The organism is Alkaliphilus hydrothermalis (assembly GCF_016908555.1).
Taxonomy (GTDB): domain Bacteria; phylum Bacillota; class Clostridia; order Peptostreptococcales; family Natronincolaceae; genus Alkaliphilus; species Alkaliphilus hydrothermalis.
On record NZ_JAFBEE010000008.1, the window covers coordinates 95,936 to 118,688 of the forward strand.

Here is a 22,753-nt window from a genome sequence, read left to right on the forward strand (position 1 = left end):
CATGGGGGTGGAATTTATGCATGAAAGGGAAACGAAAAATTACAGCAATGCACCAATGAATAAAAGCAATATGAATAGACGTATTTTAATAGATAAGGTCGCTAAAATGCTTTTCTTATCTTCGACTTTGTTTGCACTGCTGGTATTGGGGGTATTGCTTTATAGAATAGGTACTCAAAGTATAGGTTGGTTGGATTTAGATTTCTTAACAGGCAAATTATCAATATTCCCAGAGAAGGCGGGGATTTATGGTGTGTTACTGGGATCAGTATGGTTGATGTTGGTGGTAACTCCTATTACTCTAATCATAGGGGTGTCGACTGCCATCTATCTAGAGGAATATGCTACCAAAGGAAGATTACAAACCTTTATTAAAACAAACATTTCAAACTTAGCCGGTGTCCCATCGGTTATATTTGGACTACTAGGTTTGACGGTGTTTGGAAGATTGTTTGGCCTAGGTTCTAGTATATTGGCAGGGGGGCTAACCATGTCTCTATTGATCCTACCGATCGTTGTAGTAGCCAGCCAAGAGGCCATCAGAGCAGTTCCTGGTTTTTTAAGGGATGCATCCTATGCTATGGGGGCAACAAAATGGGTAACAATTAGAACAGTAATCTTACCAGTTGCTATCCCAGGGATTTTAACAGGTTCGATCTTAGCTCTATCTAGAGCAATTGGGGAAACAGCACCTTTAGTTGTATTGGGAGTGCCAACCCTAATCTTAAAAGTACCGACTAGTGTAATGGATGATTTCTCGGCATTACCTATACAAATTTATTACTGGACACTGGATACAGTCCTTACTCCAGAATATGCAAATTTAGCAGCAGCAACAATCGTAGTACTTTTAATGGTACTATTCCTAATGAACTCAACAGCAATTATCATAAGAAACAAATTCCAAAGAAGATATTAAGATGGGAGGACTTACTTTGACAAATCCTATTAATGCAAATAATGATGATAAAAATATCATTTTTGATGTTAAAGATCTAAATTTATGGTATGGTAATGATAAGGCACTAAAGGGCCTTGATTTTCAAATAAAAGAGAATGATGTTACTGCCATCATCGGACCTTCAGGATGTGGTAAATCTACTTTTATAAAAACCCTTAATCGTATGGTTGAACTCATTCCGTCAGTAAAAATTACTGGAGAAATCCTTTATAATGGCACTAATATCTTTGATAAATCCTTAAGGGTAGAAGAGTTAAGAAGTAGAGTTGGTATGGTATTCCAAAAGCCTAATCCATTTCCAAAATCTATATTTGAAAATGTTGTGTATGGACCTAAAATTCATGGAATTAGAGACAAAAGAAAATTAATGGAAATCACTGAAACAAGCCTAAAGAGAGCTGCCCTATGGGATGAAGTGAAGGACCGTTTAAATGATAATGCTTACGGACTGTCGGGGGGGCAACAGCAAAGACTATGTCTTGCTAGAGCATTGGCAATGGAACCAGAGGTACTATTAATGGACGAACCAACCTCTGCATTGGACCCGATTGCAACTGCAAAAATAGAAGAGTTAATAATGGAGCTTAAAAAAGAATATACTATTGTAATCGTTACTCACTCAATGCAACAAGCAGCGAGAATTTCTGACAAAACCGCGTTCTTTTTAATGGGAGAACTAATTGAAGTGGATAAGACTCAGAAAATATTTACGACTCCTAGGGATAAAAGAACAGAAGACTACGTTACTGGTCGTTTTGGTTAAAAAAAGGGGAGGCATATTCAATGAGAAATCAATTTATCAAACAACTTGATGAGCTTAACATTAAGCTATTAAAAATGGGGGCAATGGTACAGGAAGTAATTGAAGTAGCAGTAGAGTCCCTGACTAAACAAGATTTAGAACTGGCAAGAAAGGTATATGAGTTAGACGATGAGATTGACAAAATCGAATTGGAAATTGAGATGGAATGTATGAATCTTATAGCTCTTCAACAGCCTATGGCAAAGGATTTACGTGTAATTGGAACCATATTAAAAATTATTACTGACCTTGAAAGGATGGGGGACCATGCTGTAAACATTGCAAAGGTGACTCTAGAAATTGGAGAAGAACCTTTTGTTAAGCCATTGATAGATATCCCTAAAATGGCTAAGCTAGCTCAGACAATGGTTAAGAAAAGCCTAGATGCCTTCATGAAGACGGATGTAGAGTTGGCAACAGAAGTAGCCAATGATGACGAGGCTGTAGATCAATTATATGAGAAGATTTATACAGAGTTAATCAACAAGATGATTGAACAAAAGAACATTGTAAAGCAAGCAACTAACTTGATCTTTATCGGTAGATTCCTTGAAAGAATTGCTGACCATGCAACGAATATTGGTGAAAGAGTAATTTTTATTGCTACAGGAGAAAATGTTGAAATAAACTAAAAGATACCATGAAATGAAATAAGAAGGACACCCTCTATAGAGATTCTGTAGAGGGGTGTCCTTTATATAGAATTTGGTGATTTTAGATGTTGAAAATGGCAATAGGTAAATTACCCATAAAAAAAGAACCTCTAAGGTTTTAGAGGTTCTTGGGTAGTTAATGATATTCAGAACTACTGAGCTTGACTAAGGGCTTGGTTTACGGCTCTAATTAATGAATCTGTAGTATAGGTAACACCTGAAACAGCATCTACCCCTTCCGTAAGAGTCGTTTGCTGTACCAAGTATTTCTCGATGATCTCATCAAGGTTAGAAGCAGATATTCCTTCATCTGGGTTATCTGTATTAACAGTAATCGATTTGATGGCTTTATTTTCTATAATGACTGTAACATCAATCTTCCCATAGAAACCTTCTTCATCACTACCAGTATATTCACCATCTACAAATTCCATAGGTTCAGCAGGCGGTGCCACTGGTGCAGGGTCAGCTACTACTTCTTCTGTTTCTTCTATACCCAGTGCATTCTTTACAGCTGCAATTAACCCCTCGCTGGAGACTGTAGCACCAGATACGGTATCAACGCTTAAGGTTTGCTGATCAATGATGGATTGTGCCACCTGTTGAGCAGCGTCATCACCTAATCCTGGGGTATCTTTAATTTCTAAAATATCAATAGATCTGATTGCACCTTTAGCTACGACAACTTTAACTTTGATCTCTCCTGCATATCCTTCAGCAAACCCTTCGTGGTTACCATCAGGGAAAACAATATCATTTACAGCCGCTTCCAATGCAGCATTAATAGCATTGATTGTTCCTTGGCTAGAGAAGGTTGCTCCTGAAATAGAATCCACCTCTGTAGACTGTGCAGCGATTACAGCATCAATTGTCTTGTGGATGGCAACGTCTCCTAAATCAGGAGTCTCATCCTGTGAAACCACTTCTATAGAATTAATATTACCGTCTGCAATGGTTACTGCTAGTTTAATATCATCGTAATATCCTTCCCCTACTCCCTCATAGGTACCGTCAACATAAGTAGGTGGCTTTGGTGCATTTAGGTTTGTCCAGTAGGTAGCGCCAGCTAACAATGCAATTGTAAGAATCGGTAAAAGGATAATTGCAATTTTCTGTTGTTTATCCATTAAAAAATACCTCCTTCATATAAAATAAAAAAAATCATTATAATTATAATAACATAAAATACTTGTTAATTAAATCATTTTTAAGTATTAATGCACGATAATGATAGTTAATCTTAACTCGAAAAAGTTCTCTTTTATATTTATTCAATGTAGAACTTTCTTATTCGTTACAAAAAAAGGGTAGAGTCATAGGACTCTACTCTCTTAAATCTAAGACATTACACTTATATTTTATACTATTCTCTGCTCATAAAATCCATTGTTGACTCAGGTTGCACCTCAGAGTCAGACTCCAGTGGGATTATACCGATTCCCAAGTATGCAAATAGGATATTCACAAGGGGCTCTAGGATATTAAAGACAGCATATGGAGCATATACAAATGGATGAACCCCCAGAGTGGTCCACATGAAGGCTCCACAAGTATTCCACGGAATTAAAGCGGAAGTTACTGTACCTCCACCCTCTAAAGTCCTTGAAAGTACGCTTGGGTGAATACCTTTTTCTCTGTAGGCATCCTTGTACATTCTACCCGGGACTACGATAGACAGATATTGCTCACCAGTTAGTAGATTTACTGCGATACAAGTAAGGATGGTGGATAAAACTAAAGAACCAGTGTTATTGGCAAACTTTAGGATTGATTTTCCAACGGCATTTAGCATTCCTGTCTTCTCCATTACGCCACCGAAGGTTAAAGCGATTAAAATTAGAGAAACAGTCCACATCATCCCGTCTAATCCACCACGGTTTAAAAGTTCATCGATTACTGCATTTCCTGACTCGATGGAGAATCCATAATGGGCTGCATTAATAATATCCCCTAAATTTGAGCCTTGGAAAATGGCTGCAAAGATACCTCCTAAGAAAACACCACTAATTAAACCCGGTAACGCTGGAATCTTGTTTACGACTAAAAGGATAACGATTACTGGAGGAATAAGAAGTAATGGTGAAGTATTAAAGTTACCCTTAATAGCTTCTAATATAGCGTCTATTGAAGCTGTATCAACATTACTAGAGCTGGAATAAATAAATCCTAACACTCCGAAGGTTACAAGTGTAAGGGCAAAGGAAACGGTTGTTGTATAGAGCATACTTCTGATGTGGGCAAATAAGTTCGTTCCTGCCATGGCAGGAGCTAAGTTGGTGGTATCTGAAAGAGGGGACATCTTATCTCCAAAATAAGAACCGGATATAATGGCACCGGCTACTAATCCGATTGGAAGTTCAAGGCCAATACCAACTCCTAATAGAGCTATACCAACAGTACCTGCAGTTGTCCAAGAACTACCTGTTGCCACGGATACAATAGCACATATGACCACGGTAGCAACTAAGAAAATACCTGGAGTAAGGATATTAAGACCATAATAAATCATAGTAGGTACTGTACCACTTAATATCCAAGTACCAATTAAACTACCAATAACCATTAGAATTAAAACTGCCTGCATTGCCAGCTTAATTGTATCAATAATTCCTTCTTCTAACTCTGACCAAGAATAACCTAACATGAATACTGCTACACCTGCCGCAATCACCGTGGCAAAAATAAGTGGTATGTGGGGAGCTGCCTCATATACCTGAATGGATACTGCTAGGGTGGCAATCAAAACGACTATTGGGATAAGTGCATGTAGTAGAGTGGCCTCTTTCTTTTCTTTCAATCTCATTAACATTCCTCCTTGATTAGTTTTTTATTTTTTAGGGAAGTTCCCTTTGTAAGGACTGTGTATTTATTCAGTAAAATATAGTAGAAAAATAGTTTATATTGATTAATATGCATGTACAAATAATAATAGCACATAAAATTAGAAAATTCAAATAATTATTAAAATACAAAAAATGCAAATTAAAGGAGCTGATTGCTCAGCTCCCTCTGCTATTTCAATACTTGTTGACCTTCCTCCCAGTTAACTGGGCAAGCGCCCCCTGCTTGGCAGGCAGCTAAAGTTCTTAATATTTCCTTTACATTTCTGCCAACTGCTAAATTATGAACAGATGCGTGTTGAATAACTCCTTCTGGATCAATAATAAATACTCCCCTAAGGGCAATACCACCGGCCTCTTCTGTGAGAACCATATATTTTCTAGATAGTTCCTTGTTGTAATCCGACATTAATGGGAAATTTACTCCTCCAATACTTTTTGCCCACGCTAGGTGGGTAGGTAGACTATCAGTGTTGGCCCCCAACACTACAGAGTTCAATCTTTCAAAATTAGCTACGTTTTGATTCAACTCTGGGATTTCAGTACTTCAGACAGGAGTAAAATCTAATGGATAGAAAAATAGTACTACCCATTTACCCTTTTGATCTTTTAATGAAATCTCTCCTTTCGTACTGGGTAAAGTAAAATCTGGAGCTTGTTCACCAATTTTAAGCAATAGAATACACCTCTCAATCATGAATTTAGTACCACTAAAAGATAGATACACATTATATTATTGACGGAGATGATTGAAAAAATTTATTTAAATTCATTATTTAAAAATTATTCATTATTTAAAAATTTACTAACGCCTAAGATGAATCAGCATATAATAGACTAATACGTATGTATAGAGGAGGCATATAAATGAATATTACCATTAGTAAAACTGCAAAGGAGACGATTGCAACACAGGTGAAGGAGGATCAAAAAATAAGGATTCATATTACAGGGCAAGGATGAGGTGGACCTAGGTTTGGATTGTCTCGGGACGAGGCTCAAGAAAATGACATAGAAAAAGAGGTGGATGGACTTACTTTTATAATTGAAAAGAATTTAGATCAGCAGTATGATGGTGTTGGCATAATGATAGACTACCAACAAGGTTTGTTAAGAAAAGGATTTGCCGTTGGTCTAAAGGATGGCGGTAATACCTGCAAATAAAAAAAGTAAAAGGTAGATTTTTTACAATCTACCTTTTCATATTTCTACTTATTTTTTGTAATGGCTTCTTTTACTTCCTCTACAGTAGGAACTCTACCGCTAAAGATAACTTTACCATTAATCATTAAGGCAGGAGTACTCATTACTCCAAGGCTTAGAATATCAGCGATGTTACTAATGATATCAAAATCATCATTTATGTTTAATTCGTTTAATGCCCTATCAACGATAGGTGCTAATTTACTACCACCTCAACAAATTTGCTCCAAAATCTTAATTTCCATGGTAATTCCTCCTAAATTTTATATTTATATAGCCCTGTAAAGGGTTTTTGATAAGTTGGGACCTTGCTAGTAATAGCTTTCCCAATACCTATCTTTTTACCAGTTTATCAGTCCAAAATTACTTTTAATTTTAATCTGTTTAATCTTAGTGTATAACGTTTGCCAAAAATTATCAAATTAAATAAGTTTATATAGAATGAAACTTATTAATAGGAAGGGGAATATCGGGTGAAATTTTACATTGAAATATTTTAATATACCGATATAGCTATAATACATTACTGATGATCACTTGACAATATAAATTTAGTCATTTTATATCTGTTTGTTCTTGCATAAGCTGGGCATACAGTAAATAAGGAGATGAATAGAATAAATAGAAGGGAGAGATGAGGATGTTAATGAAGAAGGTCTTAATTGCAACGGATTTTTCTACAGCCGCTGATGGGCTTTTAAATTGTGTGGCTGAGCTTAAGCAAATGGGGATGGAGGAGGCGCTACTGGTACATGTAATTGATATTCGGATAGGAGAAGGTTCAATCCTTCATTTGCAGCAGTCGGGGCGAAAAAAGTTAGAAGAAATTGCTAAAGGACTTGAGGGTTATGGGATTAAGACAAAACTCTATACCCCTATTGGATTTGCTGCTACGGAAATTGTTCAGATTGCAAGGGCGGAGGATGCTTCTTTAATTTTAATAGGTTCTAGAGGTAGGGGAGTCATAAAAGAGGTATTTATAGGGAGTACGACCTTTGATGTAATCAGATTATCCAATGTACCTGTATTGGTGGAGAAATACATAAAAAATAAGGATCAAAAATACGTTAATGCCTGTATTGATAAGTTCCAGAAGATTCTTCTACCTATAGATTTTTCTGAGTGTTCAAGGGGAATAGTAAAAGAGGTAAAGGAAATGGCAAACGTCGTGCAAGAGGTAGTGCTATTGTCGGTGGTGGAGCAGGGAGAGTCCTATCAAGAATTAGAAAAAGTTAAAGATCATGTTAGAGCTAAAATAAATGACTTAGTCATGGAATTTGAGGTGTTAGGGATTGCTGCAAAAGGAATAGTGCAGGCAGGAATACCCTCCAAATGTATCGTAGAATTGGCGGGGAAGGAAAAGGTAACATCCATCATGATGGGAACCAGGGGTAAGGGATTGATTAAGTCCCTATTGTTGGGAAGTACCTCCGATGCAGTGGCGAGAACTGCCAAAAGAGCTGTCATCTTAATACCCTGTTCTAAATAGAAAGAAGACCCCTTGCATTGGGGGTCTTAGTTAGTAGCTGCTATCGGACAAGTTGTGCCGTCCTCTAAAATTTTATAGATTTGGAGTTCTTCTTTACGGGATAAGAATATTTCTATAAAGCATATACTACAAAAATACCTAGACTTGCTTAACTTTCCTGTGTGTTCATTACCACATATGGGGCATTTCATAGAATCCCTCCTGCCTTCTTTAGTTATTTATATATAAAAATTTAAATTTTATTTCGCTGTTTCCATTATATATAAAAAAAATACGTTTGACAATATATAATTTGAAAATCGAAATATTTGATATTGAAATACAGATACTAGTAATAATATAATAGGAGAAGATGGAAAGGATGGTTGTGAAGTGACAGATGAAGAATTAGCCTACTTAATTCAAAATTTTTATTTCTCCTTTAGTATCTGGATGAAGTCCCAGTTTAAAAATCAGATTATTAATGGGGGAAATCTTACCTTAACTCAATTTAAGGTGTTGTATATTATAAACAAACTAAAAATCTGTAACATGTCTCAGCTCAGCGAAATGATGGAGGTCAGCAAAGGTACCATGACGACAATGCTCAACAAGCTGGTGGAGGATGGGTACGTAGTGAGAAGCAACTCTAGCAAAGATCGGAGAACGGTGTTTGTTGAGTTATCGGAAATGGGTCAAGACGAAGTGGCGATCTTGCAGGAGAAATTATTGATGTCGGTAATGAATGCCACGGAAAAGCTGGCAGTAAAAGAACAAAGGGAAGCCTATTCTGTTATGGAAAAATTATATGAGATATTTAAGGATAAAACTAAAAAATAGCAATAGGATTGAGAAACCCCCAACTTTCAGAGAAGGTATTGCCCACCTTCTTTTTTTCTTTTTGAAATTTAGCCCTTCCAAAATAATTCCAACTTATCTATATATTCAAATCCCCTGGGATTTATGCACCTAAGACAAGAATAAATCATATTATATATTACGTTATTTAATTAAGTAAAATTGGAATGGAGTGAGATTTTTCTAAAGATTAAAGGAGGTATATATTTTGAAAAATAATGGAGATTTAATCATTAACATATATGATGCTTCCAATCAGTGGATTGCTAAAAAATGCTTAGAGGATTTAATTAAGGAGTTGGTGGCTTATAGTATGCCACTATCTTTTCATATAGAGGCGCTAAAATGCCAGAGTATCGTCATGAGGACTAATGTAATGAAAAAAATTAAGAATTATCTTGAATCAGAAGTAGGAGGGGAAGTAGGGAAGGGTATTTGTCTAGAGGATTTTAGGGAATGGAAGTCATTAGAAGAATACCAAGAAATATGGGGAGAAGATTATAGTAGTTGTGAGGAAAAAATCAATGAGGCTGTTAAAGCAACAGCGGGTGTTATTATAACATTTAATGACAAGCCAATAGATGCAAGATACCATGAGATATGTGGAGGGGCAACGGAGAATAGTGAGAATGTAGATGGGAATGTTGTTCTTTACCTTAGACGAGTTCTTTGTCAATACTGTGAAGGGAGTAATCACTATCATGGTTATAAAGATCTCCCATTAGAAGAAGTGGAGGAAAAGCTTGGGATAAAGTTTCCTAGTATAGCGGCCACAGATAATGTATCTATAGAAAATATGATCGAAAATATCATAAGGGATGAAAATGGAAGAGTAACCAAACTCAAGGTTGCGGGTAAGGAGTTTGAGGGGAAAGAAATACGAAAATTATTGAATTTAGGGTCTACTAGATTTAGTTGGAGACCCCAGTTTATACGATTCTTAACAATAGGAAAGGGTGACGGAGTGGGGTTCTGCCAGCAGGGAGCCAATCGTATGGCAAAGGATGGTTATGCAGCAGAGGAGATTATAAAATACTACTATACAGAGGTAGATTTAAAAAAGTTTTTAAATTCTAGTATAAATCAGCCACTTTTGGGTAAGGTATTAGTGATTGATCCTGCCCATGGAGGAGAAGAAGGCGAAGGTCATATCAGTCAAAGAGGTTTAGAAGAAAAGCAATTGAATTTAGAAATCGCACTCTATCTAGAGAAGATACTATCTCAATTGGGAGCCAAGGTATATTTAACTAGACAAGAGGATCATTATGTTCCCATCACAGAAAGAGCAAAACTCACCAACGAAATAAAGCCAGACTTTTTTTTAACTATCCATCAAAACTATCTAAAGAATCAAAATGTTTCTGGGACTGAAATTTATTATTATCGTGGAGATCAAGAGGCACAGATGTTGGGGTGTTTAATTATGGAGAAGATGAATATAGCATTGGATACCATAAATAGAGGTGTTAGAACAGCAGACTTTTATTTGCTACGGGATATTAAAGTTAGTGGATTGCATATAGAGGTAGCATATCTATCAAACCCGATTGATGAAGCCAAATTGTCGAAGGATAATTTTAGGTACCAAGCAGCATTAGCAATATCTGAAGCCCTCCAGACCTATTTCCATTATACTTTATAAGGGGTAGAAAAAAAGTGTGTATAGTATGGGGTGGTTTTGATGCCTTTAGATCTTTTATTGATGATATTATTGGGTTTTTTGAGTTGTTTCTATTGAGAATAAAGAATTTAGAATAAATATCTGAAAAAACAAAAAAAGATTTGACAAGTGTAGGACTCAAATTATATAATAATTATTTAGGATTTGACAAGTTCTGTCGTGTATGGTATAATTATTTTGTAAACTGTGAAAGAAGGTGATTTTTTGGCAACCAGAACCACCCTAAATGAGATCAGAAGCAACATTGAAGGGTTTGTAGGACAAAAGGTTACGCTGAAGGCAAACAAAGGCAGAAAAAAGACACTAATTCGTGAGGGCATCTTAGAGAACACATATCCAAATATTTTTGTAGTAAGAATTGACGGAGGATATGATTCGGTTCGTAGAGTTTCGTATAGTTATTCCGATATTTTAACTGAGACAGTTGAAATTACCGTATGTAAAGATAATAAGCAAATTAAAGTTAGTTAAAGATAGCCACCCTAGTATTGGGTGGTTGTTTTATTGCATAAAAAAATTATAAAAATTTATAAATTAATAAACTTGAATATATATGTGTATAAAGATAGTGATTATTAACATCTGATAATGCTTTAAAAAGTTGTCAATGGGATAAGACTAGTAGCTACCCATAATCTATTTAACTGGGCAATAAAAAATGGAATAAAATAGAATTAATAAATATACAGATAATGAATAAAAGTTATAGAAACCTGTAAAAATAGCCACTTGATTTATGTATAGAACTCCTATATACTGTTATTAAAATAATTGGAATATTACTAAATTAGTTAAAGGGGGTTGAACAGTGAATCAAGGTGGTTTTTTAAACATAACATCAGAAATCGGAAAGTTAAAAGCTGTGTTACTTCATCGTCCAGGCAGAGAACTGGAAAGATTAACACCACAATATCTTCATGAACTGTTATTTGATGATATTCCATGGTTAAAGCAAATGAAAAAGGAGCATGATTTATTTGCTGAGGCAATGAAAAGCAGAGGAACGACAGTTTACTACTATGAGGAACTACTAGAGGAAGTTCTTGTAAACAGAGAAATACGACAAAGCTTTATTGGAGATATTGTATATAACACTAATATTGCAAATCTTGAGCTAGAGAGATTAATAGAAGAATTTCTATTATCTAAAACACCAAAGGAAGTTGTAGAAATTGCTATTGCAGGACTACATAAGAATGACTTGCCAGAAGTAGAAAGAGAGCTTCACTTAGTAGATTATATTAAGGAGAGACATCCTTTCTATATTAATCCATTACCTAATCTTTATTTTACTAGGGACCCTGGTACAGTAATCGCAAATGGATTATCCATTAATAAAATGAAGACTCCAGCCAGAGATAGAGAGACGATGTTCTTAAAGTATATCTACAAGCATCATCCAACATTTAAAGGTAGTAACACTCCACTGTGGTATGACTACGAAGAATCCCACAGCCTAGAAGGGGGAGATATACTGGTTCTAAGCGACAAAGTAGTGGCTATTGGTTGTAGTGAAAGGACTTCAGCAAGAGGAATCGAAGTGATTTCTCAAAGGATTCTAGAGAATACTAATATCGAAAAGGTATTGGCTATTGAAATACCTTTTACAAGGGCGTATATGCACCTAGATACAGTATTCACAATGGTTGATCGTGATAAATTCACAATTTACCCAGGTGTTGAAAGTCATGTTAGAGCTTATGAGCTGACTAGGGGTAAGTCCACACCTAAGGTTAAACCAATGGATACCCTTGAGGGAGCTTTAAAGAGTGCTTTAAAACTGCCTGCTGTTAAGCTAATTCAAAGTGGTGGTGGCGACGAAATTACTGCTGCTAGAGAGCAATGGAATGATAGTACGAACACATTGGCAATCGCACCAGGTGTTGTTGTTACTTATAATAGAAATGAAGCTTCAAATGAAACCCTAAGAAGAGAAGGGGTAGAGGTAATTGAAATAGAAGGTTCTGAATTAGTTCGGGGAAGAGGCGGCCCGAGATGTATGTCGATGCCTTTGGTAAGGGAAGACTTATAAAGTCTATTCATTATAATTCTATTGAATCTTAAAAACCAAGGAGGATTATTTATGCCAGTAAATTTAAAGGGAAGAAATTTTCTAACACTTAAGGAATTTACACCACAAGAAATCCAATACTTATTAGACTTATCAAAAGACTTAAAAGCTAAAAAGAGAATGGGCATCAAGGGTAAGGCATTAGAAGGAAAGAATATCGTATTATTATTTGAAAAGGCTTCTACTAGAACAAGATGTGCATTCGAAGTAGCGGCTTTAGATGAAGGTGGTCACGTAACTTTCTTAGGTTCAAATGATTCTCAAATGGGTAAAAAAGAGTCTTTAGAAGATACTGCTAAAGTATTAGGTAGATTCTATGACGGTATCGAGTTCAGAGGATTCAAGCAAGAGACAGTAGAAATTCTTGCTAAGCACGCTGGAGTACCAGTATGGAATGGATTAACTGACTTATACCATCCAACTCAAATTTTAGCTGATATGCTTACAATCACTGAGCATGTTGCTAAGCCTTTAAACCAAGTTAAATTCGTTTACGTTGGAGATGCTAGAAACAACATGGGTAACTCTTTAATGATCGGTGCTGCTAAAATGGGTATGGACTTCAGAGCCCTTGCACCAAAGAGCTTATTCCCAGCTGAAGAATTAGTAGCTGAAATGAGGGAGTTAGCTAAGGAAACTGGCGCTAAAATTACATTGACTGAAGATATCGCAGAAGCTGTGAAGGATGCAGATGTAATCTACACAGATGTTTGGGTATCTATGGGTGAAGAAGATCAATTCGAAGAAAGAATCAAGATGTTAAAGCCATACCAAGTAAATATGGATATGATGAATCAGACAGGTAACCCTAATGTAATCTTTATGCACTGCTTACCAGCCTTCCATGATCTTGAAACTAAAGTTGGTAGAGAAATCCATGAAAAGTTCGGCTTAACTGAAATGGAAGTAACTGATGAGGTATTCAGAAGCAAACATTCAGTAGTATTTGATGAAGCAGAAAACAGAATGCATACAATCAAAGCTGTAATGGTGGCTACAATCTAATTTGTTGAATACCCATCAAATTATATAAAGAAGATGATACGGTATAGCTAAAAGATATGGAGAAAGTACACGGGGGAGTAGAAATCACTTCCATATCTTTTTTGCTATACATTTATTTTCACAAAAATTATCGGAATAATAATTATTTTCAATCATATAAGAAAAGAGGTTGAGAGAAATGGTAGAAGGAAAAAGCAGAATCGTATTAGCTTTAGGGGGAAACGCATTACAAGCAAACCCTAAGGATACAAGTGCAGAAGCCCAAATAAAAACAGCAGCTGAAACAGCAAAGTCTATTGTTGATCTTATTGAAGCAGGTCATGAGGTAATCGTAGCCCATGGTAACGGACCTCAGGTAGGACAAATCGTTGGAACTTATGAGGCAGCACACCAAGTAAACAACGGAATGCCAATCATGCCATTCCCAGAGTGTGGAGCTATGAGCCAAGGATATATCGGATATCATTTACAACAGGCTATTAGACAAGAATTAGTAAATAGAAAAATTCAAAAATCAGTTGCCACAATCGTTACTCAAGTATTAGTAGACGAAAATGACCCAGCCTTCAGCAACCCAACAAAGCCAGTAGGTTCTTTCTTCAGTGAAGAAGAGGCTAAAAAGCTTCAAGCTGAAAAGGGATACACCATGAAGGAAGATGCAGGAAGAGGTTGGAGAAGGGTTGTTGCATCTCCTATTCCAGTGGATGTAGTAGAAGCTCCTATTGTAAGTACTTTAGTTGAAGCAGGTCATGTTGTCATCACCGTTGGTGGTGGTGGTGTTCCTGTGATCAATAAAAATGGAGCATTAGAAGGAATCCCTGCTGTTATCGATAAGGATTTTGCATCTGGAAAGATTGCAGAAATCCTGGATGCTGATTTCTTATTCATTTTAACTGCTGTAGAAAAGGTTGCCATCAACTTCAATACACCAGAGCAAAAAGAATTAAGGGAGGTTTCTATCCCAGATCTTGAAAAATACATCGAAGAAGGACATTTTGCACCAGGCTCTATGCTGCCAAAGGTAAAGGCTGCTATGAAGTTCGTTCAGTCTAAGCCAGGTAGAAGAGCCCTAATCACTTCTTTAGACAAGGCTAAAGAGGGGATCATGGGACAAACAGGGACAGTTGTAGTAGAGTAGTCCACAAAGATGATTCACAAGAGCAGATGCGTCTGCTCTTTTTTTGTGTAACTAACTTATTAAATATAAAACAAAGGGGATTTTGATTTATTTGTCGAATTACCAAATATATTGTTTAAAAGGAGGGACACTATGGAAAAAAATACAAAAGTTAGACCTTACTGGCACATAGACTTGAAATGGATTACTGGTATTATTCTTGTTTTTGTATTAAGCTTAACGTTTTTTATTTCTGGACTTATGGTGATAACTAAAGAGGACATGGCTGTGGAGAAAATGAGCATCCTCTTAGCTGCAATGTTTAGTCCAGATGGACTCGATGCTGAGGCCGATTTTGATGAAGTTGAAAAAGAGCTAGAAACTAACTCGAAGGGAGAGTTTAACCCCTTTCCGGGCTTAAAGATATCTTTTACTAGAGAAGATATCGATATGTACCCTCCTAGAGAATTAAGGATAAAAATATTTAAACAGATTGCAGCTCCGGTCTATAGGGAAGGAGCAGAAGGCATACATGCTATAGTTGAGGGAGATGACCCGGAACTACAGCAGAAATTCTCAGATGATATGGGGATTTTGAGTATCATTAACTTAAAAAACCACCTTGTGCTCAAACGTATTCAGTTATATTTATTGATCACCACGATAGTGTTATTGATTCCATTCATTTATTTTAGCTACGGTTTTGGACGTTTGGGCAATCCTGGTTTAGTTGTATCATTGGCTAGTCTACCATCCGCGTTGATTTTTACTATTGCATCTAAAATTATGGAGAATAAAATAGCTTCTATAGCAATAGTAGAAGGAGGGAGCCATAGATTTAAAGAGATTCTGTCTAGTGTGGCATTGCCAGTGGTAAAAAGTTTTCTTTCAATCTACTTAAATGCGCTAAAGATAGGTGTAGGGTTGGTAATTTTGTGTATTGTTACAAAATTAATTTGGAGGATAATTTCAAGAATACAAAAGACAAGAAAAAAAGCGCCCGCGAAATATTGAAAAAAATAAACTTTAGGATGGAATTTTATAATAATTTAAATGTGCTATAATATTAAATATTCAAATAATTTACAATTCCATTACAAAACAGAAATATAAGTCTTATTGTCCAAACCACCACATATAACAGAAGAGTAGAAAACAATAAGGGGTGGTCTAAATGAAGTACAAAAAAGCACTAAGTGGGTTGCTGGTGGCAGGGATGGTATTTTCCAATGCCAGTGCATTTGCAGCCGACGAAATGATGGTAAAAGAAAGTAAAGCTATAGGTGGTAGTCAAATCATCTCGGAAGAAAGTCAACCAAACCTATCCCAAGAAGAAGCAGAAGGAATCTTTAAATCGCATATCAAAGACTTTTACAACATCAACATTGATGAAGGAAAAGAAGGTATGCACATTTCTATTCATTTTAGAGAAGAATTCCATATGAATGGAGCAACTTGGCAGTTAAATCTCCACCACAACGATCAAGATAAATATCTCAACATTTATGCCATGATTAAGGATGAGACAAAAGAGCTATTATCCATCAGAAAACATGAAGGTAGTCATAGGCAGACGGGTCAGATTACAAAATTCACCTTTGAGGAAGCAGAAAATATAGCACTAAAGTTTCTAAAGAAGTATAAAACAGATGCGTTGTCTCAGCTATCCAGTAAAGCACAACAACAACCCATGTATTATTACTATGGGCTAGATCGAGGACCAGGACTACATCCAAGAGAATACTATGTATTCTTTGAAAGAGAAGAAGAGGGAATTTCCTTTATGAATGAGGGAATTACCATTGGAGTCAATAGTGGTACAGGAGAAGTTGTTTCCTACGAATATAGATGGAGTAATGAGGAACTACCAGCAAAAAATGATGTGATTACACCAGAAGCAGCACAAAAAAGCTTTGTAGAAGCGCTAGACTTCAACCTACAGTATGTACCGATTTACAACAAAGGTGGCTATTATGGAGAGCCAATAGAAGAGGTGAAGCTAGTCTATTCTCCAAACTTTGCAGACGGCCACCTAGTGGATGCTACTGATGGTAAAATGATTAATCCGTACCAAAACCAAATGGCAGAAACTAAAACAATAGATGTATCGGATGCAGAGAAGAAAAGCTTTGAAGCCATGACTAAAGAAAAAGTAGAGAGAGAGAAGGAAATCAATAAAGAAGAAGCAGTAAAGATTGCAAAAGAAGTATTAGGGAAATTTTACGAAGATTTTAAGATTCAAAGTACCAACTATTACTCAAACCGTGGACACAACAGTCAAAAGAATTGGCAGATTGAATTCACCACTGGAGAAGACCTATACAATAGGGGGAACATCAGCATCAATGCCATGACAGAAGAGGTTATGGACATCAACAACTACAACTGGGCTAGAAGAGAAATGATGATGATGAATCAAGAGGATTTTACAGCAGTATTAGAGTGGGAAGATGCCTATAAAGAGGCCATCGAAATCATTAAAGAAATTTATCCAGATAGATTGAAGGATGTAGAAACAGAGCAACGATATGCTGAGAGTTATTTTTATATGAATGATGTTAAGATGCCAAACCCTGAGTATCACTTTAGCTTCAACAGAAAGGAAAATGATATAGCATTCCTTCAGAACAATATCCTAGTAAGCTTTGATCGAACTACAGGACAGCTACAAAGTTTGAACTATAGATGGGATGATATTGAATTACCTAAACCGGAAGGACTAATGTCAAAGGAAGAGGCAGTGGATTTATATTTAGAGCAGACAGACATGGAATTGGCATATGTCGTAATACCAGAGAGAAAAATAGAGGAAACAGAATCAGAAACGGTTTTAGTATATAGAAGTACTCCAAAGAGAGATTTTATGTACTACAGCATAGATGCAAAGAATGGCAAATTCCTTGACTATAGAGGAAAAGAAATCAAGGAAGAAAAGCAACAGCTAGACTCGGTAGGAGATTTATTAAAGGGACATTGGGCAGAAAGAGAACTAACCATTATGCACGACAGCGGTATTATTGACCTTCAAAATTACAGCCTAAAGGAATCAGTACCAAAGAAGGAAATTATCAGAATGATTATTAAATCCATTGGCTACTATATGGACTCAAGGGATGTAGAGTTAGAATTAAAGTTCACTGATATCAGTAAAGAGGACCCATACTATGAAGAGATCAAGTTGGCAGTACAACAAGGGATTATCGAAAATGAAGCAGTTGCCTTTAAGGGAGAAGACCCAGTGACTAGAGAAGAGCTGGCTGTCATGTTGGTGAAGATGGCAAAACTAGATAAACTAGCAAAGGTAGAAGAAATATATACTCTACCGGTACAGGATGTAGACTGTATTACTCCAGACTATTTAGGATACACCGCTTTAGCCTATGGATTTGATGTCATCAAAGGGGACGGAGAGAAATATAATCCGAAGGCAGTAGTGACATTAGAGCAGGTGGCAGTGGCAATTTACCGTAACTTTAAAAATCTACTTTATATCATTAGATAGTAAATCGTAGCATAAAAATAGTCGAATAAAAATTAATAGAGACTTCATTTGGTATAGATTCAACTAAAAGTAGATAAAATTTTTTAAACCTAAGAAAAAGAAGTGAAAACATATAAATTTCGCTTCTTTTTCTTGTTTGTACCACATATATATAGATGGAGAAATTCTTTTGGACTAACCAGAGCTTTTTTAAATTTTATATCATAATTTAACAGGAGCTAAATATTATTATAATAAGACTTTTTATTACTGTGGAGGGAGGAAGTAAAATGCCTGTAGAGTTGATCAAAGATGTTTTTTTAGCAGATCAGGTAGTTGGTCAGGATACTGCTCAGGCCATCATTGAAGGAGATATTCTAGTGCCAGATATCAAGCCAGATATCACAAGAGTAATTTCGGTGGATGGTGTCATTCAAGTAACGAAGAAAGAGATTGTAGAGAACAAAATCAATACCGAAGGCGTTATCAAGTTTAAAATTCTTTATGTTTCAGATCGTGGGGAAGAGCCTCTATACAGCATAGACAGCAGTACTAGCTTTAAGCAAGCTATCCCTGTAGAAGGAATTAATTCAAAGATGAAGGCGGATGTTCAAGGGGAAATCGAACATATTGATTTCACCATCAACAATGAACGGAAAATCGGCGTAAAGGCAGTAGTGAACCTAGATGGAATCGCTGTTGAAAGCACTCAACAAGAGTTGACCAAAGAGGTTGGCGGTCTAGGGGATTTACAAGTATTAAAGGAAAACCTACAATTTACTGATATTGTAGGAGAAGGAGTTTCTGAGACATTGGTGAAGGATACCTTTGAAATTGATGAAGACCTTCCAGGGGTTAAGGAAATTCTAAAATGGAATGCTAGGGCCATTGAAAGAGAAACAAAGATTACTGATGGTAAAGTGATTGTTGGTGGAACTATGTTGGTAGAGCTACTTTACATAGGGGAAGATGAGGAGAACACCCTTAACATTCTTAAGAAGGAAGTTCCCTTCACCCATTTTGCAGAATTAAGAGATATTTTTAGTGATATGAAATATAAGCTAAAATTAAATGTTGATGATGTTTTCACTGAAATCAAGGAAAATATCCAAGGTGAAAGAAAAATCATCGAAGTAGAGGCCATAGCAAAGGTAGCCGTTAAAGTAATGGATACTCATAGCAGAGAACTGATTGTTGATGCGTATTCTCCAAGTCAAAAGTTGAAGGTTTTAAAAAATGAAGTTTCCTTCAAAGAAAATGTTGGTATGAATCGTGCCCACATGATGTTAAGGGAAACGTTAGATATTCCTTCAAATCAACCAGAAATCAAAAGAATGTTCTCAGTTCAAGTAAAGCCTGTATTGACAGACTATACATTAGTCGAAGATAAGACGATCATTGAAGGGGTATTAGAAACAACTGTGATCTATGTCTCTGAGGAAGACCTCCAGCCACTATATAGCTTTATGCAGGAAGTTCCCTTCAGACATTATGTAGATATTGATGGACTAAAAGAAGATATGGAGGCTGGCGTTGACTTATCCATCGAAGAGGTTGACTATAGTCTAATAAATAATAGTCAGGTAGATGTTAAGGTAAATATCGCTGCAACCTGTGAAGCCTTTGCCAAGAGGACAATTGAAGTAGTAAACAACATTGAAGAGTTGGGGGAAGCACTAGATACTAGTAAAAAGCCTAGCTTGACAATTTATTTCCTACAACCAGGGGATACCCTATGGCAGGTGGCTAAGCGATATCATACAACAGTGAAGCAGATACTTGAAAGCAACAACCTATCAAATGTTGAGGACATAAAGGTAGGGGACTACATCATCATAGAAAAAGTTCATCAATTTAAATTTTAGAACAAGAAGATAAAAAACTTAAATTTAAAAATTAGAAGGCCGCTTATAGAGCGGTCTTTTCTTTGGAAGAATAGAATAAAATTATTTTATTAGGAAGGTTTTGCAGGATATGAACTATTTAGTATATAATATATAGTGTTAGGTAATTATGAAGGAGTGGATGGGGATGAGGGAAATCCAATTAAAATCAAGAGCGAAAATAAATCTATCCCTAGATGTACTAAGGAAGAGGGCCGACGGGTATCACGAGGTAGAGATGATTATGCAACAAATAGACCTTTACGACCGAGTGGTGCTAAAGGAGAGGGACGACAATAAAATTACGGTGATGAGTGATTGTGAATTTATTCCTAAGGATTCAGGGAATATAGCTTATCAAGCAGCATTGTTAATGCAAAATAGAGGCAATACACAAAAAGGAATAGACATATATATTGAGAAAAACATCCCTGTAGCAGCAGGCTTAGCAGGGGGTAGCTCCAATGCAGCAGCTGTGATTACGGGTTTAAACAAACTTTGGAACCTTAACCTTTCGATGGAGGAACTGATGGATATCGGTGTTAAAATAGGGGCTGATGTTCCCTTCTGTATCTTGGGAGGGGCGGCATTGGCAGAAGGAATCGGGGAAAAGCTAACCCCAATAGAGGGACTAAAAAATGTATGGTTGGTAATTGCAAAGCCGTCTATTTCCGTTTCTACTGCTGAAGTATACGGTCACCTGGATTTGTCTAAACTTACAGATAGACCCAATACACCTGAGTTATTAAAATATGTGGAAGATGGGGATTTGTTGGCACTATCAAGAAATATGCGAAATGTATTAGAAACAGTCACAGAGACCAAATACCCTGTTATCAAAGAGATTAAAAACAAAATGGTGGAGTTTAATGGACTAGGGAGTATGATGTCTGGCAGTGGACCAACGGTTTTTGGGATCTACAAAAATTATGAGCGGGCAAAGTCTGCCTATGAAAATCTATCGATATTATATAAACAAACCTATATGACTCAAAGCTACTGTAGGAGGAAAGAGGATGAGTAATTTGCAAAATCTTAAGATAGAAGGCTTTAAGCCCCTCAGGGAAATTGTATTTGAAAACCTAAGGGAAGCGATTTTAGAGGGACGATTGGAGCCAGGTCAGAGGATGATGGAAATACAGCTGGCAGAACAATTGGGTGTCAGTAGAACCCCTGTTAGGGAGGCTATAAGGAAGCTAGAGCTGGAAGGGTTAGTCATCATGATCCCCCGCAAAGGGGCTTATGTTGCCGATGTGTCGGTAAAGGACATCTTAGAAGTTTTGGAGATTAGAGCGGTGTTGGAGGGTTTGGCTGCTTCATTAGCAGCTGAAAGAATGACAGAAGATGAAATGGACCAACTGGAGCTGATCTCCTACCAATTTAAGCAAAGCTATGAGAAAGATGATACAGAGGGCATGATTGAAAAAGATGTGGAATTCCATGATTGCATTTTTAACTCCGCCAGAAATGAAAAACTAAATCAAATTGTTCAAGGATTGCGGGAGCAAATCTATCGTTTTCGTGTAGCCTACATATCAGAATATAATAAGTCTAAGGCTTTGGTAGAGGAACATCAAGCTATCTTAGAAGCCATTTCCGAAAGAGATACAGAGAAAGCCAATGAGTTAGCCGTTAAGCATATAGAAAATCTAGGAAGTCAATTAATGGAGTCGGTTCATAAATCAAAATAAGTCAACTACCCATCACCTAAAGGAAATGGGCTTGTAACTGCCCAGTAAAATAAAGGGGGACAAATCCATAGACCGGTCAGGGGGCTTGTATAATGCATGCTGTTATTTTAGCTGGAGGAAATCAAGGTAAAAGTAGCAATACTTTTGGAAGCATTAAAGCATTGTGTGATTTTAAGGGGATTCCCATGATTAAATATGTTATCAATGCCCTAAGGGAATCGGGACATATTGATAAAATTATGGTGATTGGAGATCAAGGGAAACTCAAAAAAATCATTGGCGATGATGCCGATGTGCTCACTCAAGAAGAGGAATCCATGATTGATAATTTGATAGTTGCCACAAATTATTTTGCTAATGAAGACCGATTATTAGTATCTACCTGTGATATTCCCCTCTTAAAAGGAGAAATGATTGCAGACTTTATTGAGGCTGGACTGAAGGAAAATAAAGAATTAATCTATCCCATTGTTGAGAGAAATATCTGTGAGGGGGCTTTTCCTGATGTAAAAAGAACCTTTGTCACCTTAAAGGAAGGTGCGTTTACTGGAGGGAATTTAGTTCTATTAGATCCAAAGGCAATGGGGAAAATAGAAGCAATCTCCCGTATGATGGTGGAGAATCGAAAAAATCCCGTCAAGATGAGTCGTCTGCTGGGGTGGAAATTTCTTTTGCTGCTGCTTTTAAAGCGACTCACAATAGAGGATATCGAAAACCATATAGAAAAAACTTTTAATATTAAAGCAAAAGCCATGATTAATCTTAATCCAGAAGTAGGGAATGATGTTGATCGTTTAGAAGATGTAGCTATACTAGAAAAATATTTATAAACTAACTACCCACTATGATGGGTAGTTTTTAGGTGATAGGGAGGAAACGGAAAAAACTTATATATTGAATAGCAAAATCAGGTTAATGGGCATATAGAGTCGAGGGGGACGGTTCGTGCGCCAAGCAAAGGGCGCACCATATAGTGGGTGGGAACCCCGCTGAGAAAGATTTAGCAAATCACTCATAGCGAGTCTTGGGCGACGTAGGG

22 protein-coding genes are annotated in these 22,753 nt (G+C 36.6%); 17 read left to right on the forward strand and 5 right to left on the reverse strand.

Annotation, left to right across the window (positions count from 1 at the left end; translation table 11 throughout):
- Position 1: 1 nt before the first annotated feature.
- From pstA to phoU, 3 genes are read left to right on the forward strand one after another with little or no spacing between them, the layout of a single operon-like run.
- Entirely contained in the window at positions 2 to 919 is a 918-nt protein-coding gene (pstA, locus tag JOC73_RS07705; protein ID WP_330613139.1) for a phosphate ABC transporter permease PstA, read from the forward strand.
- Positions 920 to 935: 16 nt separating this feature from the next.
- A complete protein-coding gene (gene pstB / locus JOC73_RS07710; protein WP_330613140.1) occupies positions 936 to 1,724 on the forward strand; it encodes a phosphate ABC transporter ATP-binding protein PstB in 789 nt (262 codons plus the stop codon).
- 20 nt (positions 1,725 to 1,744) lie between these two features.
- The gene (gene phoU, locus JOC73_RS07715) at positions 1,745 to 2,395 is read left to right on the forward strand and encodes a phosphate signaling complex protein PhoU (protein WP_204401753.1); all 651 of its coding nucleotides are present in this window, start codon (positions 1,745 to 1,747) and stop codon (positions 2,393 to 2,395) included.
- A 173-nt stretch (positions 2,396 to 2,568) separates the two neighbouring features.
- Here phoU and JOC73_RS07720 read toward each other — a convergent pair whose 3' ends face one another.
- From JOC73_RS07720 to JOC73_RS07730, 3 genes are all read right to left on the reverse strand, one after another.
- Complete coding sequence (locus JOC73_RS07720) at positions 2,569 to 3,543, reverse strand: FMN-binding protein (protein ID WP_204401755.1); 975 nt, start codon at positions 3,541 to 3,543, stop codon at positions 2,569 to 2,571.
- A 236-nt stretch (positions 3,544 to 3,779) separates the two neighbouring features.
- Entirely contained in the window at positions 3,780 to 5,219 is a 1,440-nt protein-coding gene (nhaC, locus tag JOC73_RS07725; protein WP_330613141.1) for a Na+/H+ antiporter NhaC, read from the reverse strand.
- 209 nt (positions 5,220 to 5,428) lie between these two features.
- Entirely contained in the window at positions 5,429 to 5,932 is a 504-nt protein-coding gene (locus JOC73_RS07730; RefSeq protein ID WP_204401757.1) for a peroxiredoxin, read from the reverse strand.
- Positions 5,933 to 6,237: 305 nt separating this feature from the next.
- Between JOC73_RS07730 and JOC73_RS07735 the strand changes: the two genes are divergently transcribed.
- Entirely contained in the window at positions 6,238 to 6,420 is a 183-nt protein-coding gene (locus JOC73_RS07735) for a hypothetical protein (protein ID WP_204401759.1), read from the forward strand.
- 44 nt (positions 6,421 to 6,464) lie between these two features.
- Here JOC73_RS07735 and JOC73_RS07740 read toward each other — a convergent pair whose 3' ends face one another.
- Positions 6,465 to 6,650 carry a thioredoxin family protein gene (locus JOC73_RS07740; protein ID WP_204401809.1) on the reverse strand — a complete coding sequence of 62 codons (186 nt, stop codon included), beginning with the start codon at positions 6,648 to 6,650 and terminating at the stop codon, positions 6,465 to 6,467.
- Between the two features lie 455 nt (positions 6,651 to 7,105).
- On the opposite strand from JOC73_RS07740, the gene JOC73_RS07745 reads away from it, so the two are divergent.
- Complete coding sequence (locus JOC73_RS07745) at positions 7,106 to 7,948, forward strand: universal stress protein (RefSeq protein WP_204401761.1); 843 nt, start codon at positions 7,106 to 7,108, stop codon at positions 7,946 to 7,948.
- Positions 7,949 to 7,974: 26 nt separating this feature from the next.
- Here the strand turns inward: JOC73_RS07745 and JOC73_RS07750 are convergent, their stop codons facing one another.
- Positions 7,975 to 8,139 (reverse strand): hypothetical protein, encoded by a 165-nt coding sequence (locus JOC73_RS07750; protein WP_204401763.1) that lies wholly within the window; start codon positions 8,137 to 8,139, stop codon positions 7,975 to 7,977.
- Between the two features lie 181 nt (positions 8,140 to 8,320).
- Here JOC73_RS07750 and JOC73_RS15110 point away from each other — a divergent pair, with 181 nt between their 5' ends.
- From JOC73_RS15110 to JOC73_RS07810, 12 genes are all read left to right on the forward strand, one after another.
- On the forward strand, positions 8,321 to 8,767 hold the full coding sequence (locus tag JOC73_RS15110) for a MarR family winged helix-turn-helix transcriptional regulator (protein WP_204401765.1): 447 nt from the start codon (positions 8,321 to 8,323) through the stop codon (positions 8,765 to 8,767).
- A gap of 226 nt (positions 8,768 to 8,993) precedes the next feature.
- Positions 8,994 to 10,427, forward strand: a complete 1,434-nt coding sequence (locus tag JOC73_RS07760; protein ID WP_204401767.1) for an N-acetylmuramoyl-L-alanine amidase — start codon at positions 8,994 to 8,996, stop codon at positions 10,425 to 10,427.
- 243 nt (positions 10,428 to 10,670) lie between these two features.
- The gene (locus tag JOC73_RS07765; RefSeq protein WP_204401769.1) at positions 10,671 to 10,937 is read left to right on the forward strand and encodes a Veg family protein; all 267 of its coding nucleotides are present in this window, start codon (positions 10,671 to 10,673) and stop codon (positions 10,935 to 10,937) included.
- Between the two features lie 337 nt (positions 10,938 to 11,274).
- Positions 11,275 to 12,498 carry an arginine deiminase gene (gene arcA, locus JOC73_RS07770; protein WP_204401771.1) on the forward strand — a complete coding sequence of 408 codons (1,224 nt, stop codon included), beginning with the start codon at positions 11,275 to 11,277 and terminating at the stop codon, positions 12,496 to 12,498.
- A 51-nt stretch (positions 12,499 to 12,549) separates the two neighbouring features.
- Entirely contained in the window at positions 12,550 to 13,542 is a 993-nt protein-coding gene (gene argF / locus JOC73_RS07775; protein ID WP_204401773.1) for an ornithine carbamoyltransferase, read from the forward strand.
- 178 nt (positions 13,543 to 13,720) lie between these two features.
- On the forward strand, positions 13,721 to 14,680 hold the full coding sequence (arcC, locus tag JOC73_RS07780) for a carbamate kinase (RefSeq protein ID WP_204401775.1): 960 nt from the start codon (positions 13,721 to 13,723) through the stop codon (positions 14,678 to 14,680).
- 132 nt (positions 14,681 to 14,812) lie between these two features.
- Positions 14,813 to 15,673 carry a hypothetical protein gene (locus JOC73_RS07785; protein WP_204401777.1) on the forward strand — a complete coding sequence of 287 codons (861 nt, stop codon included), beginning with the start codon at positions 14,813 to 14,815 and terminating at the stop codon, positions 15,671 to 15,673.
- Between the two features lie 160 nt (positions 15,674 to 15,833).
- The gene (locus tag JOC73_RS07790) at positions 15,834 to 18,161 is read left to right on the forward strand and encodes an S-layer homology domain-containing protein (protein WP_204401779.1); all 2,328 of its coding nucleotides are present in this window, start codon (positions 15,834 to 15,836) and stop codon (positions 18,159 to 18,161) included.
- 269 nt (positions 18,162 to 18,430) lie between these two features.
- Complete coding sequence (locus JOC73_RS07795) at positions 18,431 to 20,005, forward strand: DUF3794 and LysM peptidoglycan-binding domain-containing protein (protein ID WP_204401781.1); 1,575 nt, start codon at positions 18,431 to 18,433, stop codon at positions 20,003 to 20,005.
- 166 nt (positions 20,006 to 20,171) lie between these two features.
- A complete protein-coding gene (gene ispE, locus JOC73_RS07800) occupies positions 20,172 to 21,047 on the forward strand; it encodes a 4-(cytidine 5'-diphospho)-2-C-methyl-D-erythritol kinase (protein WP_204401783.1) in 876 nt (291 codons plus the stop codon).
- The gene (locus tag JOC73_RS07805; protein WP_204401785.1) at positions 21,040 to 21,714 is read left to right on the forward strand and encodes a GntR family transcriptional regulator; all 675 of its coding nucleotides are present in this window, start codon (positions 21,040 to 21,042) and stop codon (positions 21,712 to 21,714) included. Before ispE ends, JOC73_RS07805 begins: the two co-directional genes overlap by 8 nt.
- A gap of 92 nt (positions 21,715 to 21,806) precedes the next feature.
- Positions 21,807 to 22,544: a nucleotidyltransferase family protein gene (locus JOC73_RS07810; RefSeq protein WP_204401787.1), complete on the forward strand. Its 738-nt coding sequence runs from the start codon at positions 21,807 to 21,809 to the stop codon at positions 22,542 to 22,544.
- Positions 22,545 to 22,753 lie beyond the last annotated feature (209 nt).